The sequence below is a fragment of the Paenarthrobacter sp. NPDC089714 genome, assembly GCF_044748905.1.
GTDB lineage: Bacteria > Actinomycetota > Actinomycetes > Actinomycetales > Micrococcaceae > Arthrobacter.
The window spans coordinates 1-15686 of the sequence record NZ_JBIVGX010000027.1 but is presented as its reverse complement, the minus strand read 5'-3'; the positions used below and the strand labels follow the sequence as shown (position 1 = coordinate 15686).

Here is a 15686-nt window from a genome sequence, read left to right as displayed (position 1 = left end):
CCGCCCCAGTCTACCGCTTTGTCCACCCCGCCCGCCCGCCCCTCGGTTTCGGGGAGGGGCGGGCTTTTTTCCACCCCCCCCACCCCCCCCTGCGTCGCATTCGGGCGGTTTTTCCCCCCAAAACCCCCCCACAACTGCGACCTAGTTGGGCTGGGGGGCTGGGACCGGGGCCCTGAGCGTCTCCAGGATCCGGCGGGCCAGGGCGTCGTTTTCGCGGAACGGTGCGGCGTTGGTGTTGGGACGGGCAAACGCACCCGCACCCCATCCGGACGTCCACGGACCCACGGCGAACAACCCCTTCTGAGGTGTTCCAACAGGGGAAAGGACCTCGTGATTCCCGGAGACCAGGAGTTTTCCAGTGGAATGCGGGCCGTCTGAGGTGAGCAGCCGCTGTTCGGTGCCCAGTCCGGCGTCGTGCAGGTCCAGCAAGGCGGGATTCGCGGAACGTTCCACGGACGCGGCAGGCAAGCGGGCCTCGATGTAGGCAGAGGCGTCAACCACCACCGGCGACTGGAACGAGCCCGCCACAAAACGGCCCGTGGCATCGTCGGCACGGACCCACATGCCCGGGCCCAGGAACTTGAGGAAGCCGGCGCGGTGCAGCGCGAGCATCTCGCGGAGGCGGTGGGCGGGTGGCCCTGAGTCCACGAAGCTGAAGAAGCCGTGCCACCAACCGTGGATGGCCTGCTGCGAACGCGAGTTGAGGCGTTCCTGCGGGACCAGCCGGCCCAGGTCCATGTACACGAACAGCAACGCCATGAAGAGCGCCAGGGTCTCTGAGTGGTCGTCGCTGGTGCGGAGATCAAGGTCGCGCTGGATGTAGGCGGCCACCGAGCGCTGCACGGCTTCGTGGGAGTCGAACGCGCAGCCGCTCAGTGGGTGGTCCACTGCCTCCAGGTCCAGCCGCAGCGCACGGTCGGGCACGGCGAACGCCGCGAGTTCCTCCCGTTCGGAGCTGTACCAGTCCAAGGCGTCGAAGCGGGCCTCGAAGCTCGCCCACGTGCCCAGGACCCGCTCCGGGTAGCCGGTGAACAACTCGCGGTAATACGCGTAGCCGGCGTCCTTGGCGATCAGCGGCCAGAGGTGGGCGCGGAAGTCGAGTTCCTGGTGCTCTGCCAGCAGGGCATCGATCGCGTCGGCGGTGAAGTATCGCGGCCGTTCCACGGGAGTGCGCAGCGCGGAGGAGATCTTGGAATGGAACGGAACGCCGCGCCGGGAGCCCGCCCAAAGCCGGGGTTCGGCGCCGGAAGGCACATAGTCGAGTCCGCCGTCGGGCCGTTCTTCGAAGCGGCCGCCGCGGCCCTCGAACAGCAGCACCATCAGGTCCACGAACGCCAGGCCCATCCCGGAGACGATCACATCCTGCCCCGCAGCGATGGGGGAGTAGTCCACGTCCGTGGTGTACGACGGCGGCGCATGGAACCCGCCGTTCTCGGCGGCAAACGCGCTCAGCCGCGCCGACTCGGGCTCCGCCTGCGAATCGGTGTGGCCCAGGGCGTAAACCACGACGTCGGCAGCCACCTCGGCGCCGGAGGCCAGCCGCACGCGGTGCGCACCGGCGTCGTGGTCGCCTCGGGAGGATGCGCTACCGGAGGACGCGCCACCGGAGGACGCACCACCGGAGGAAGGCGAGACGCCGGTGGCCGTGTCGCGATGCACCGTGACGGTCACGTCCGGTCCGAGTGAGCTGACGGCACGGCGGAAGAACCATTCAAGGTATTTGCTTTGCAGTTGCCGGGTGGGAAACGAAGCCGGTGTCAGTGCCCGGAGTTGGTCCAGGATGTGCGGTTCAAACAGCGGGACGTCGGTGATGCTGCCATCGAGCACGCCGGCGGCCCAGGTGGCCAGGGCGGGACCGTCCAAGGCCGGGCCATCGCAGGCCACCGAGGCATCCGTGAACATTGTGACGTCCGCGGCAGTGGAGTTCATGAGCAGGCCGGGACCTTGGTCGTAACGCCAGATCCGGCCGGAACCCGGCTGGTGCGGCTCCACGACGTGGATCTGCAGCGGACCGTCGAAAAGTGCGGGGCGGCTTGCTGCCAGCCGCTCCAGGACACCGGCCGTGCGCGGACCGCCGCCAATGAAGACGATTGCGGGAACTCGTGACGGCATGGGACATCTCCTGTACTGCGGGGGTTGGTATGCCCAATGTAGGGAGCCCCCGCCACCCCGGTCGAGGCACTGGTAACCGCCGTTCACGACGCGTCATTGCGCGTTAAATGACGAAAAACAAATGACGCATATGGCGTTGTGTGAATTGCGTTTATGACGTTGGAAGAAGCCTTTTGAAGCCGCAAGAAGGCTCGTGAAGAAGTGCAAATTCCCGCCTTGCTGGCCGTTCCGGGCACCCCTAGATTTGCAGAAATCCGATAGACAACCCCCAACCGAAATGAGGTGGCGCATGAGTGCAATCGCACCGCCTGCCACGGCGGAATCCGCACCGCCCACCGCCGACTACTCCGACTACAAACTGGTTCCCGCGAAGCATCCATGGCGCTGGGTGGGCACGGTCATCGTGGCCATCGGCGTGGCGGCCATCGTATGGTCCCTGGTGACCAACCCGCGCTGGGAGTGGGGCGTGGTGGCGCAATGGTTCACTGCGCAGTCCGTGGTGGCCGGTTTGGTGGAGACGCTGAAGCTGACCGCGATCTCCGGCGTCCTCGGCTTTGTCCTCGGATTCATCCTGGCCCTCATGCGCCTCTCGGCATCGCCGCTGCTGGTCTCGGTGTCCTGGACCTTCTCCTGGATCTTCCGTTCCACCCCGCTGCTGGTCCAGCTGCTCCTTTGGTACAACCTCGGCTACCTCTACGAGAAGATCAGCCTGGGCATCCCGTTCACGGACGTCAGGTTCTTCGAGGCTCAGACCACCACCCTCATCAGCCAGTTCGCTGCCGCCGTCCTGGGCCTTACCCTGAACCAGGCCGCGTACTCCGCGGAAATCATCCGTGGCGGCATCCTTTCCGTGGACCAGGGCCAGCTTGAAGCGGCTGCGGCCTTGGGTATCCCGGCGTGGAAGCGCTCCACCAGGATCGTGCTGCCGCAGGCCATGCGGGCCATCCTGCCCAACGCCTTCAACGAGATCATCGGCCTGGTCAAGGGCACCTCGATTGTGTACGTCCTGGCCTACTCCGAGCTGTTCTACACAGTGCAGGTCATCTACAACCGGACCCAGCAGGTGCTCCCGCTCCTCCTGGTGGCCACGCTCTGGTACGTCGTGATCACCTCGGTGCTGAGCGTCTTCCAGTACTACATTGAACGCCACTTCTCCAAGGGTGCCCTCCGCACGCTCCCGCTCACTCCGTTGCAAAAAGCCCGCAAGTTCTTCGCCGCCCACGCCCCCGTCAACTCCGGGAAGGAACCACGATGACCACCGTCTTCTCCTCCTCCGAAGCGGCCGCGGCCGCCCACCTCGAAGAAGCCCACCTCGCGTCGGGTAGTTCCGGAGCACCGGCCCCGGAACCGCAGGAACGCACGACGTCGGAACAGCCTTCCGCGGCCACCCTGGCTGCCGCTGTGGCCACCAAAGGCCAGGTGGACATCACCAATGTCCGCAAGTCTTTCGGCACCACGGAGGTCCTCAAAGGTGTCTCACTGTCCGTCCCGCCAGGTGGGGTGGCCGTGATCGTTGGACCGTCCGGCTCGGGCAAGTCCACGCTCCTGCGCACCATCAACCACCTGGAAAAGGTGGACGGCGGCTTCATCACCATCGACGGCGAACTGGTGGGCTACCAGGTCCGCGGGAACAAGCTCCACGAATTGCGTGAGAAGGACATCCTCAAGCAGCGCACGCACATTGGGATGGTGTTCCAGAACTTCAACTTGTTCCCGCACCTCACGGCCTTGGAGAACGTCATTGAGGCACCCATCGTGGCGCAAGGCCGTTCCAAGGCAGAGGCCCGCAAACGCGGACTGGAACTGCTGGACCGCGTGGGCCTGAAGGACCGGGCCGATGCCTACCCCCGCCAACTCTCCGGCGGCCAGCAGCAGCGCGTGGCGATCGCCCGGGCGCTCGCATTGGACCCCAAGATCCTGCTCTTCGACGAGCCCACCTCCGCCTTGGACCCGGAACTCGTCAACGAAGTCCTGGACGTCATCCGCGAACTCGCAAAATCCGGTACCACGCTGATCATCGTCACCCACGAGATGGGCTTTGCCCGGGACGTGGCAGACACCGTGGTGTTCATGGACCAAGGCCAGATTGTGGAGTCCGGCACACCCCAGGACATCTTCAGCAATCCCCGCGAGGAACGCACCCGCAGCTTCTTCTCCAAAGTCATCGAACCAGCCTTTAACATCTAGGAATCCCCATGCTTCGCATCACCGGCACCTCATACAAACGAAAGCTCCTGGCACTCGCGGTGCTTCCCGCCGTCGTCCTTCCTGCGCTCGCCGGATGCTCCGATCCTGGCGCGTCAGCGGCAAAACCCGAGTCGGAAGCCGCCAGGAACGGCATTGTCTACAACACCTCCGTGGACCAGAACCGCATCCGCGTGGAGAAGGACGCAGCCGCCACCGCCAAGGTTCCGGCAGCCATCTCCAAGGACGGCAAACTGACCGTCGCCACCACGGCCGGCGCCATCCCGCTGTCCTTCCACGCCACGGATGACAAGACCCCCATCGGCGTGGAGGTGGACATCGCGCAGCTGGTTGCGGACAAGCTGGGACTCGAGCTGGACCTGCAGGTGACCTCCTGGGAGAACTGGCCACTGAAGACCCAGTCCGGCGACTTTGAAGCTGTTTTTTCCAACGTGGGCATCAATGCGGCCCGCGTGAAGTTGTTCGATTTCTCCACGTACCGCGCGGCCTTCATGGGCTTCGAGGCCAAGAAGAGCTCCACCTATGACATCAAGGGCTCGGACGACATCTCCGGCCTGAAGATTTCCGTGGGCTCGGGCACCAACCAGGAAAAGATCCTCCTGGCGTGGAACAAGGAGCTGGAAGCGAAGGGCAAGGCCCCGGCCACCCTGCAGTACTACTCCTCCGACGCCGACACCATCCTGGCGCTCTCCTCCGGCCGGACGGACCTGAACCTGGCTCCCTACCCGTCCGTGACCTACCGGGAAAACACCCGCGACGACCTCAAAGTAGTTGGCAAGGTCAACGCGGGCTGGCCCTCCGAGACCCTCGTCGCCGCCACCACGCTGAAGGGCAACGGCCTGGCCCCGGCCATCACCGACGCCCTGAACTCCACCATCAAGGACGGCTCCTACGCCAAGGTCCTTGAGCGCTGGGGCCTCTCCGAGGAAGCCGTGCCGGAATCGAAGACCGTCACGGAAGCAACGTTTGGAACCGGCAAATGAAGTTCCAGGTCCTGGACATCATCCCCCACCTGAAGAATCCGGTGACGGGGGAGATCGTTTCCACCGCTGACCGGCTCAACCAAGTGGTGGAGACGGCACGCCGAGCGGAGGAACTCGGCTTCGACAGCTTCTCCGTGGGGGAACGCCATGCGGGCGAGTTCGTCTCGTCATCCCCGACGACGGTCCTCGCCGGCATCGCGGCGGTCACCACGCGCATCCGCCTCCAGACCGGTGTCACCGTGCTCTCCGTGCTGGATCCGGTGCGGGTAGCCGAGGACTATGCCACGATCGACCAGCTCAGCCGTGGCCGCTTGGAACTGGTGATCGGCAAAGGCAACGAGGTGCTGCAATACCCGCTGTTCGGGCTCTCGTTGGATGACCAGTGGGAACTCCTCGCGGAAAAGTACGCCCTGCTGCGCGCATTGTGGCGGAAGGAAAGCGTCACCTGGTCCGGCAGGTTCCGGCCCGCGCTGACCGAACCGACCACGACGACGCCCCGCCCCTTCGCGGGGTCGCCGCGGATTTGGCACGGCTCGGCTACAACCCTGACGTCCGCTGCGCTCGCCGCCAAGTGGGGTGATCCGCTGTTCACGGCCAACGCCATCCAGCCGCGGGAGAACTACAAGGTCCTGATCGACCACTACCGCGAAGAATACGAGCGCCACGGACACGATCCCCGCCACCAATATCTTGGCTCGGGCAGCGGGGCCGGCGGGGTGTTCATCGCGGACACCACGCAGGAAGCGAAGCGCCAGTACGGTCCGGTTTACGAAGGATTGACGGCGGGCCGCAACGTGCCAGGCAACAATTCGCCCTTCCGCGACATCGACCATGCCGTGGCAGAAGGACCGGCCTTGGTGGGCAGCCCGGAGCAGGTGATCGACAAGATCCTGAGCTACCACTCGCTGTATGGGCATGATCTCCAATCGATTTCCTTGCCCACCACGCTTCCTTTCGAAAAGCAGCTCGAGATCCTGGAGCGCTTCGCCACGGACGTCATCCCGGCCGTTCGTGCCGCAGCCCCCACCACTTTGTGGGAGTCCGGGGATCCGTTCGCCGGCCGACCGGAGTTCGCCGGGGCCACCGAACCGGATGCCGCAGCAACCGTCACCGCAGACCACGCTTTGAACAGGAGCGACACCGCACATGTCTACGCACACTAAAAGCGCTACGCACACCGCAGCCGCCCTCGAGGCCTTCGACGCCGAATGGCAGGAGTGGCACGCAGCCCACGAACGCCACCGCGCCCACCCGCACGGCTTCCTCGCCGTCACCCACCTCCACTGGCTGACGGCCGAGCCGACCCGGCTGGAAGGTGCGCCGGGAACCTGGAGCCTGGAGGCCGACGTCGTGCGTGTTGTCTTGGAGCCCGGCGAGAGCCTGCTGCAGGACGGCACGGAACTGGGCGGGAGCGTCCAGCTCGGACCCATCGAGGAACGCGGCGGCATCAACCTGGTGTCCGGCGACACCGTCATTGAGGTGGCCAAGCGCGGCGGCGAATACATTGTCCGTCCCCGCAACCCAGCGAATGCACTGTTGCAGGACTACCAAGGCACACCGGCGTACACGCCTAACGCGGCGTTCGCCGTGGCCGGAACGTTCGTGCCGTTCGATGAGCCGCGGTCCACCACGGTGGGCGCCGCCGTCGAAGGTATCCAACATGTGTACGAGGCGCCCGGTGAGATCCGTTTCAAGCTCGCCGGCCAGGAACTCACCCTGACAGCCTTCAACGGCTACGCGCCTGGCTCCCTGTCCGTGCTCTTCACCGACCAAACCTCCGGCAAGACCACGTACGCCGCCAACCGCTCGCTGTCCGTGGTTCCAGCCGCAGACGGCACCGTGGTCCTCGACTTCAACCGGGCCGTGAACCTGCCGTGCGCCTACACCGACCTCGCCACCTGCCCGCTCCCGCCGGCCGAAAACCGGCTGCCGGTAGCGATTGAAGCAGGCGAAAAGATTCCCTACGAACGTCAGGACCAGAAGTGAGCACCAACAACAACGCCGGATTCCTGGCCATCGAACTTGATGGTGCCGGGTGGGACGGCGGAGCCTTCAACGGCCTCGCCGAAGCCGTCCTCGCAGCCGAGTCCGCCGGATTCCACATCGCCACCTTTGCCGATGCCCCGGAAGCCGGCAGAGCCAACGCCCTGCAGCGTGCGGCCTTCGCCGGTCCCGTCACCCGGTCCATCGCGCTGGTTCCCGAGGTGGACACCGTGTACACCGAGCCGTTCCACGTCTCCACGCAGCTCGCCAGCCTGGACTACGTGTCCGGCGGCCGCGCCGGGTGGATCGCTACCGCAGCCGAATCGCCGGAGGCGGCTGCCGCCGTCGGACGTTCGTTCGTGAGCGGCGACGCGCTGGGGCAGGAGGCCGCTGCCTCGATCGAGGTTGGCCGCCGCCTCTGGGACTCCTGGGAAGACGACGCCGTGATCCGGGATGTCGCCACCGGCCGGTACATCGACGTGGACAAGCTGCATTATGCGGACTTCGAAACTCCGGAGGGCTTTGCCGGTGCGGCCTACTCCGTGAAGGGGCCGTCGATCATTCCGAGGCCTCTGCAGGGCCAGCTTCCCGTGCTGGCCTCCGCGTCGTTGGTGGGCGAAGGATCTGTTCCAGCCGGTGCTGTTGACGCCGTGCTGGTCACGGCGCCCACCCCGGAGTTGCTGGTGGCCGAGGTCCGGGACGTCCGTGCCCGGCTGGGTGCGTCCGTTGCGGTGGTGGCGGAGCTCGACGTCGTCCTCGACTCGCGCGGCGAGCCTGCCGCGCGTCGCGTGGTCCCGGAGGGCGACCACGCGCGTTTTTCCGGCTCGGCTGCGGAACTTACCGACTATCTCGACGCCCTTTTGCAGGAGGCCGACGGCGTCCGGCTGCACCCCGGTGACCTGGCGCTGGAACTCGATGAGCTGTCCAGGCTGGTCCTGCCCGAACTGCGCCGCCGCGGATCGTTGCAGCCGCCGGTCCAGGACGCCACGTTCCGCGGGCTCCTCGGCCTGGAACACGCCGACAACCGCTACTCGACTGCCGGAAAGTAAAGGTAACCCCATGACACGCGACATTTTCCAGCCAAGCGGGCAGATCCAGTTCGGCATCTTCTTCCAGGGCGTCAACTCCGGAACCATCTGGAAGGCAGCGGAATCGGGCTCGCAGACCGACTTCGAGTCCTTCCGCAGGATTGTTCAGACCGCAGAACGCGGCAAGTTCGCGGCGTTCTTCCTTGGCGAGGGCCTGCGCCTCCGCGAGCACCTGGGACGTCCGCACGCCCTTGACGTGGTGGGCCGTCCGGACGCGCAGACCATGCTCGCAGCGCTGGCGTCGGTCACCAAGAACATCGGCCTGGTGGCGACGCAGAACACCACCTACAACGACCCCGCGGACCTCGCCCACCGGCTGGCTTCGCTGGACCTCATCTCCGGCGGCCGCGCCGCGTGGAACATCGTCACCACGGACAACGCCTGGACGGGAGCCAACTTCCGCCGTGGCGGGTACCTCGACCATGCGGACCGCTACAAGCACGCGGAGGCTTTCGTGGAGACAGCCAAGCGCATCTGGGATTCGTGGGAAACGGCCTCCGGACCCGCCCGCCGGGTGCTCCACGAGGGCCAGCACTACACCGTGGACGTCACGCCGCGCTTGCCTCGCAGCGCCCAGTACCGTCCTGTGCTCTTCCAAGCCGGCGATTCACCGGAAGGCCGCGACTTCGCAGCCCGCCAGTCGGACGTCATCTTCTCCGCCCACCCCAAGTTCGACGACGCAGTGGAGTTCCGCCGCGACATCGTGGCCCGTTCTGTCGCTGCCGGACGTGGAGCCAACGCAGTGCAGATCATGCCGGCCAGCGAGTTCATCCTCGCTGCTACTGCCGAGGAAGCCCAGGAAAAGAAGGCCTGGGTCCGGAGCCTGCAGATCGGTCCGCAGCAGGCCATTGCCTACCTGGAACAATTCTGGGGCCGTGAGCTCTCCTCGTATGATCCGGATGGTCCCCTGCCGGAGATCGACCCCGTGGTGGAAGAGACCTCCGAGACGCGCGGCAGCGGCTTCCACGGAGCCAAGGCCCGCCAGCTTGCCGACCAGTGGCGCGCGGAGGCCAAGGACAAGGGCTTGTCCATCCGGGAATTCGTCACCTCCAAGACTGCGCGGATCGACGCCACCTTCACCGGTTCCTACAACGCCGTGGCCGACCACCTCGCGGAATACGCACGCGTTGGAGCCGTGGATGGCTTCAACATCTCACCGTGGCTCATCCCCACGGGCCTGGATGACATTGTGAACCACCTGGTTCCCGAGCTCCAGGAACGCGGCGTGTACCCCACCGAGTACCGTGGCACCACGCTCCGCGAGAACCTGGGGTTGGAAACGCCCGTGCGTTCGAGTGAGTCCCTGAGCGTCTGATGGTGCGCACGTGGATGGATTTTGCTGGATCATTCCTTCGCCGCGTCCGTTTCTTTGCGGAATCACGGGGGTTCGGGGCGGAGGGTCCGCGAATGATGCAGCAGAATCCTGAGGCGTTCGACGGCGGGCCGGAGACTGTCCGTCTCCAGCTCGCCGTGTGGAACCAACCGATCTAGCTAGAGGAGTTCGCGGAACACGTTCCAGCCGGTGCCCACGGGGCCATAGGGTCCCCAGAGGACCCCGGTGGACGCTCCCGTGGAGTACGTCACCAGGTCGCCGTTCCCATTAACTGCGAAGAGATTGTTGTAGCGCTGGTGGCCGAAACTTCCAAGGCCCTTGATATCGGTGAACGTGCCCCAGCCGCCGCTGACCACCGCGGAGGATTCCCAGCCGCCCGTACCGTCGGCCCGGTAGATGGAGATGTACCCGTCGCGGTCCCGTGCGAAGACTTCCACGGGACCGTCGCCGTTCATGTCACCACCGGTGATGATCTTGTCCATGACCTGCCAGCCCTGGCCGACCTTGGACCTGGGCAGCCAGCCGCCATCGCCGTCGCCCGGGTAAAGGTAGAGGTCCCCGGCTGCATCCCTGGCCAGGACATCGTTGAAGCCGTCTCCGTCGAAGTCGCCCGGGCCCACGATCGAGTCGAAGATATTCCAGCCCTGGCCCACTTGTTGGCGCTCCTGCCAGCCGCCGTCCCCGTCACCGGGATACAGGAAAAGAGTGCCGGTGGCGTCCGTGGCCAGAAGATCGTTGTAGCCGTCTCCGTCGAAGTCGCCCGGCGAGAACACGATGCCCATCGCGTCCCAGCCTTGGCCCACCTGGCGGGATTCGTCCCATTCGCCGAAGTACGTGGGGCACGCGCCCTCGCAGCTGCCGGGGATGTACGTGTACGTCCGTGGATAGAGAATGAGCCTGCCGTCCTGCGTCCTTCCGAGCGGCTCGAAGTTTCCGCGGTCCGTCCAGCCCATGGCACGGGACGAGGCTTTGACCGGTGCACTGTCCGGGCTGACGCGCGTTTCGTCCGGGCAATTGGGTTCAGCGGGCGTGGAGGGGCGGACCTTGAGCGATATCCTGTGGCCGAGGTCCGCCGGAACAAGCTTCAGGACTTCTCCCTGGCGTTCGGGCGGCAAAGCCACTCCATCCTGCAACCATTCCAGTGTGTAGCCGTTGGGCGTGGTGCCTGTGGGGTTCTTGCAGCCGGAGTAGTCGTAGTCGTACTGCTTGCGGAGCTCGGCGCCAACGTAGGGAACGCCGTCGATGATGGCAGTGGGACCCACGGCCGGCGTCGTCACGGCCGGATTTGCCACTGCGGGATTTGCCACAGCCGGCGGGGCCATAGCCACAAATGAGGCCCCTGCCACCATCGCCGTTGCTGCGTAGATCGCCTTGCGCACTCCAAAAATCCCCATTGTTCCCCCCGGAAGCCAGCATCGATAGTGCGTGGGTCTTTGCTGAGCGTACCGCAGAAACCTGCCCGGGTCAGCCGGCCGAACGCGCCACCATGAACACGTCAACAAGGTCCTCTGACTCCAACTCGAAGCCCACGCGTTCGTAGAGGCGACGGGCCGGGCTGCCCTGCAGGACGTTGAGCCGGAAGGGCATGCGGTCCGCGAAGTCCCGCATGACTTTGCGGAGGACGGCACCGCCCAGGCCTTGCCCCTGATGGTCGGGGGAGAGGTAGAAGTGCTCGATCCACACTTCGCCCGCCGCCGGCCGAATGGCAATGACGCCGGCATCCACACCCTGGACGTGGACCACGTAGGTGTGTTCGGGCAGGAACGCTTTCAGGAAGCGCTCGCGGACACGGACCGGGTCGAAGCGCCCCAAACGTTCAAGATCGGGCCGCATCACCACGGCACGTAGTTCCGCGATCCAGGACGCATCGCTGCTGTTGGACGGACGGAGGGTGAACTCGGGAGGCACACGTCCAGCCTAGGCCCTGAAGGCTCAGCCCGTTTCCTCGACAGAGGCCGGTGCCGGGTCTCGCTGTGTGGCAACCCAACTGGCGAGCATCTTGAGGGCATCCTCGGAAGGTGTTCCCGGGTCCGCGGTGTACACGTTGATCCGCAGGCCCGGATCGGCGGCCAGCTCAAGCGCTTCGAAGCTCAGGTCCAGCTCTCCGACAACCGGATGGTGCAGGCGCTTGCGCCCGGTCCGGTGGTACTTCACATCATGCCGGGCCCACCTGATGCGGAATTCCTCGCTGCGGGTCGAGAGCTCGCCAATGAGGTCAGTCAGGTCCTTGTCGTAGGGGTTCTTACCGGCCGTGGAGCGCAACACGGCCACGATGTCGTCCGCGCTGCGCTCCCAATCCGCGAAGAATTGCCTTGCCTTCGGGTTCAGGAACGTGAAGCGGGCGCTGTTAGGCGGTTTGGTTTCCTCCGCCATCAGGTCCATGTAAAGCGCGGCACCGAGTTCATTGGACGCGAGGACATCGCCGCGGTCGTTACGGACCCATGCGGGCGCCGTCGTAATTGCGTCGACAACGCGCTGCACGCTGGGCCGGACCGTGCGCGGGCTTCGCTTGCGACGCACTCGCGGAGCGGCTCCGGCCGCCCGCGCCAGGTCGAAAAGGTGGGCGGTTTCGGCGTCGTCAAGCTGCAAAGCCCGGCCCAGCGCCTCCAGGACGCTGTCCGAAGCTCCCGAAAGGTTCCCGCGCTCCAGCCGGATGTAATAGTCGATGCTCATCCCGGCGAGCATCGCCACTTCCTCGCGGCGCAGCCCAGCGACGCGGCGGTTCCCGCCATAGGCCGGCAAGCCGGCGGCCTCGGGCGTGATCCGGGCCCGCCGCGAGGTAAGGAACTTCCGCACATCGTCACTGTGAGTCATGCCTGCAACGCTACGCTGCCCCGGTGCACCGAGGGAGGGACTGCCAGTACTTGGGAAGGCAAGGGGGTAATGGCGGGCACTCCCACACTCCTGCCACCGCACCTAGCGTGGACGGCATGACGATCGAACTCACACTCAACAACGGAGTCACCATGCCTGCCCTTGGTTTGGGCGTCTTCCAAAGTGCACCGGAAGATACGACGGCGGCAGTGCAGTCGGCGCTCGCGGCCGGTTACCGGCACATCGACACAGCGGCGGCCTACGGGAACGAACGTGAAGTGGGCGAAGGGCTCCGCGCATCAGGTGTGGGCCGATCCGAGGTCTTCATTGAGACCAAGGTCTGGGTCAGCGACTACGGCTACGAGCAGACGCTCCACGCCTGGGACAAGGCCATGGGCAAGCTCGGCGTGGACTATCTGGACCTGTTCATCCTCCACCAGCCGGCACCGGACCGCTTCGACCAAACGATCGCGGCGTACAAGGCGCTGGAGAAACTGCTCGACGACGGCAAGGTCCGGGCCATCGGCGTCAGCAACTTCATGCCGCATCACCTGAAGGAACTGCTCGTCGCCACGGACATTGTGCCGGCAGTAAACCAGGTTGAACTCCACCCCTATTTCACGCAGCCGGACGTGCAGGCGGCAAATGCCGAGCATGGCATCCTCACCCAGGCGTGGTCTCCTATCGGTGGCATCACGTTCTACCCGGGGTGGGGCGAGGAGCGCAGGAACGTGATGGAAGACCCTGCGATTGTTGCGATAGCGCAGGCGCACGGAAAGACTCCGGCCCAGGTGATGATCCGCTGGCACCTGCAGCAGGGCCGCTCGGCCATCCCCAAGTCCACCAACCCGGACCGGATCGCAGCAAACTTTGATGTTTTCGACTTCGAGCTCGGCGATACGGAGCTGGGTGTCATCGACGCCTTGGACCGCGGGGTCCGCAACGGACCGGACCCGGATGTGGCCCGTCCTGAGCGTTTCGCCATGGTGATCCCCGAAGCCTGACTACCAGTTACAACCCGAAAGGTTCCCCATGGAATACCGTTCCCTTGGCCGCACCGGAGTGCAGCTCAGTCCCTTGTGCCTTGGCGCGATGATGTTTGGCCCGTGGGGCAACAACGACGTGGCCGACTCCATCCGCATCATCCACCGTGCCTTGGACTCGGGCATCAACTTCGTGGACACCGCAGATGTCTACTCGGGTGGAGCATCCGAGGAAATCGTGGGCCAAGCCTTGGAAGGGCGCCGCGAAGACGTCTTCCTGGCCACGAAGTTCTTCATGCCGATGAATGAGGACGATCCGAACCAGCGGGGTGGTTCCCGCCGCTGGATCATCCGCGAGGTGGAGAACTCCCTGCGCCGCCTCAACACCGACTACATCGACCTCTACCAGGTCCATCGGCCGAGCCCGGACACTGACGTGGAGGAAACCCTTGGCGCGCTCACGGACCTGGTCCGGCAGGGCAAGGTCCGGTACATCGGATCGTCGTCCTATTCGGGCTCCCAGATCGTGGAAGCGCAGTGGGCATCCCGGGAACGCAACCTGGAGCGTTTCGTCACCGAACAACCGCCCTACTCGATCCTGACCCGCGGCATCGAGGAAGACGTGCTCCCGACGGTGCAGCGCCACGGCATGGGTACCTTGACGTACAGTCCGCTTGCTGGGGGATGGCTGTCCGGGCGTTGGCGGAAGGACTCAGCTTCGACGCCGACATCCAGTGCCCGGCCGAGCGCCCGCTTCGACATGGCCAAACCGGCCAACCAGCGGAAGCTCGACGTCGTGGAAGAACTCGCCCAGCTTGCAGGGCAGTCCGGGCTCACGCTCATCGAATTGGCGATCGCGTTCGTGATCAACCACCCCGGTGTTACCGCCGCAATCGTTGGCCCACGCACCATGGAACAGTTGGAGTCCTACCTCCCTGCGGCGGATATCAAACTCACCACCGACGTGCTGGACAGGATCGACCAACTCGTCGCGCCCGGCGTCACCGTGAACCCGGACGACAACAGCTACGGCGCACACGAGCTCACACCGAAAGCCCGGAGGCGGTAGGTACCCGCGGAGGGTCCCCTACGTAGGATTGAACCGACGAAAGGGGCTCACGGATGGTCACGCGCGAAGAAGTTGAAGCCGCATACTCCCGGACGGCTGGCTGGGTGCGGCGCACTCCGTTGGCCGAGGCCGGGGAACATCAAGGCCCCGGCGGGCTCTGGTTCAAGCTCGAGTACATGCAGCACACGGGCTCCTTCAAAGCCCGCGGCGCGTTCAACCGGCTGCTCACGGCGCGGGAGAACGGCGAGTTGGACCCCGAGGTCGGCGTGGTGGTGGCCTCCGGTGGCAACGCGGGCCTGGCCAACGCCTATGCCGCTGCCAAGCTGGGTGTCCCTGCCACGGTGTTCGTACCCCAGTCCGCGCCGGCCAACAAGGTCCACAAGCTCTACGCCGTTGGGGCACGCGTGATCCAAGGCGGAGCCGAGTACGCCGAGGCTTACGCCGCGGCGGTGGCTTTCGCCGGGGAGATGGGTGCCGTCTACTGCCACGCCTACGACCAGCCGGAGATCGTAGCCGGCGCCGGCGGCGTGGGACTTGAGTTGCTGGACGGACTGCCCGACGTCGACACAATCCTCGTTGCTGTTGGCGGCGGTGGGTTGATGGGCGGCATAGCGGCGGCCACCGAAGGCCGGGCGCAGGTGGTCGGCGTAGAACCGGAGACCGTCCCGACCCTGCATACGGCGCTCACTCAAGGGGAGCCCGTGGACGTGCCGGTTTCGGGCATAGCAGCGGACTCCCTGGGCGCTCGCCGGATGGGAGAGATCGGCTTTGGCGTCGCGAAACGGACCGGCGTCCAAAGCGTCCTGGTCAGCGACGACGCCATCATCGATGCCCGGCGAAAACTCTGGGAGGGCCACAGGATCCTGGTGGAACACGGCGCCGCTGCAGCGTATGCCGCGCTGCTCACGGGTGCGTACGCCCCGCGCGATGGTGAGACGGTCGCCGTCGTACTTTGCGGCGCAAATACGGATCCCGCGCACATCTGAACCCAACTAAGTCGCATTAGTGCGCGTTTTGACCTCGGCGGAGTCAAGGGGTGGGAGCAACGCTGGGGGGTTAGGCCGCTTGTAGCAGCTGGTTAAGCCGGTTGGCTGGGGTTTCGAGGTTGAGGGTGGG

General features: G+C 65.5%; 14 protein-coding genes. 10 read left to right on the top strand and 4 right to left on the bottom strand.

Annotation, left to right across the window (positions count from 1 at the left end; all coding sequences use genetic code 11):
• Positions 1-141 precede the first annotated feature (141 nt).
• Positions 142-2112: an FAD/NAD(P)-binding protein gene (locus ACIPY3_RS22730; protein ID WP_400337746.1), complete on the bottom strand. Its 1971-nt coding sequence runs from the start codon at positions 2110-2112 to the stop codon at positions 142-144.
• Positions 2113-2401: 289 nt separating this feature from the next.
• Between ACIPY3_RS22730 and ACIPY3_RS22725 the strand changes: the two genes are divergently transcribed.
• The 7 genes from ACIPY3_RS22725 to ACIPY3_RS22695 are packed head-to-tail and all read left to right on the top strand — an operon-like array spanning position 2402 to position 9686.
• Positions 2402-3367, top strand: coding sequence for an amino acid ABC transporter permease (locus tag ACIPY3_RS22725; protein WP_397326280.1), 966 nt, complete (start codon positions 2402-2404; stop codon positions 3365-3367).
• The gene (locus ACIPY3_RS22720) at positions 3364-4299 is read left to right on the top strand and encodes an amino acid ABC transporter ATP-binding protein (protein WP_400337744.1); all 936 of its coding nucleotides are present in this window, start codon (positions 3364-3366) and stop codon (positions 4297-4299) included. Before ACIPY3_RS22725 ends, ACIPY3_RS22720 begins: the two co-directional genes overlap by 4 nt.
• Before the next feature lie 8 nt (positions 4300-4307).
• Complete coding sequence (locus tag ACIPY3_RS22715; protein ID WP_400337741.1) at positions 4308-5300, top strand: ABC transporter substrate-binding protein; 993 nt, start codon at positions 4308-4310, stop codon at positions 5298-5300.
• The gene (locus ACIPY3_RS22710) at positions 5297-6463 is read left to right on the top strand and encodes an LLM class flavin-dependent oxidoreductase (RefSeq protein ID WP_400337738.1); all 1167 of its coding nucleotides are present in this window, start codon (positions 5297-5299) and stop codon (positions 6461-6463) included. The genes ACIPY3_RS22715 and ACIPY3_RS22710 overlap by 4 nt, the downstream gene beginning before the upstream one ends.
• Positions 6447-7286 (top strand): DUF1684 domain-containing protein, encoded by an 840-nt coding sequence (locus ACIPY3_RS22705; RefSeq protein ID WP_400337736.1) that lies wholly within the window; start codon positions 6447-6449, stop codon positions 7284-7286. Before ACIPY3_RS22710 ends, ACIPY3_RS22705 begins: the two co-directional genes overlap by 17 nt.
• Positions 7283-8332, top strand: a complete 1050-nt coding sequence (locus ACIPY3_RS22700; protein ID WP_400337733.1) for an LLM class flavin-dependent oxidoreductase — start codon at positions 7283-7285, stop codon at positions 8330-8332. The genes ACIPY3_RS22705 and ACIPY3_RS22700 overlap by 4 nt, the downstream gene beginning before the upstream one ends.
• A 10-nt stretch (positions 8333-8342) precedes the next feature.
• A complete protein-coding gene (locus ACIPY3_RS22695) occupies positions 8343-9686 on the top strand; it encodes an NtaA/DmoA family FMN-dependent monooxygenase (protein WP_400337730.1) in 1344 nt (447 codons plus the stop codon).
• Between the two features lie 176 nt (positions 9687-9862).
• Here the strand turns inward: ACIPY3_RS22695 and ACIPY3_RS22690 are convergent, their stop codons facing one another.
• The 3 genes from ACIPY3_RS22690 to ACIPY3_RS22680 all read right to left on the bottom strand — a co-directional run bounded on the left by ACIPY3_RS22690 (position 9863) and on the right by ACIPY3_RS22680 (position 12518).
• Positions 9863-11098: an FG-GAP repeat domain-containing protein gene (locus tag ACIPY3_RS22690; protein WP_400337727.1), complete on the bottom strand. Its 1236-nt coding sequence runs from the start codon at positions 11096-11098 to the stop codon at positions 9863-9865.
• A gap of 70 nt (positions 11099-11168) precedes the next feature.
• Entirely contained in the window at positions 11169-11612 is a 444-nt protein-coding gene (locus tag ACIPY3_RS22685; RefSeq protein ID WP_400337725.1) for a GNAT family N-acetyltransferase, read from the bottom strand.
• A gap of 24 nt (positions 11613-11636) precedes the next feature.
• Positions 11637-12518 (bottom strand): helix-turn-helix transcriptional regulator, encoded by an 882-nt coding sequence (locus ACIPY3_RS22680; protein WP_400337721.1) that lies wholly within the window; start codon positions 12516-12518, stop codon positions 11637-11639.
• Between the two features lie 116 nt (positions 12519-12634).
• Here ACIPY3_RS22680 and ACIPY3_RS22675 point away from each other — a divergent pair, with 116 nt between their 5' ends.
• Genes ACIPY3_RS22675 through ACIPY3_RS22665 form a run of 3 tightly spaced genes read left to right on the top strand, consistent with a single transcriptional unit; the run spans position 12635 to position 15556 of the window.
• On the top strand, positions 12635-13522 hold the full coding sequence (locus tag ACIPY3_RS22675; RefSeq protein WP_400337718.1) for an aldo/keto reductase: 888 nt from the start codon (positions 12635-12637) through the stop codon (positions 13520-13522).
• A 28-nt stretch (positions 13523-13550) separates the two neighbouring features.
• A complete protein-coding gene (locus ACIPY3_RS22670) occupies positions 13551-14570 on the top strand; it encodes an aldo/keto reductase (protein WP_400337716.1) in 1020 nt (339 codons plus the stop codon).
• Positions 14571-14623: 53 nt separating this feature from the next.
• Positions 14624-15556, top strand: coding sequence for a threonine/serine dehydratase (locus ACIPY3_RS22665; RefSeq protein WP_400337713.1), 933 nt, complete (start codon positions 14624-14626; stop codon positions 15554-15556).
• The last annotated feature ends 130 nt before the right edge of the window (positions 15557-15686 follow it).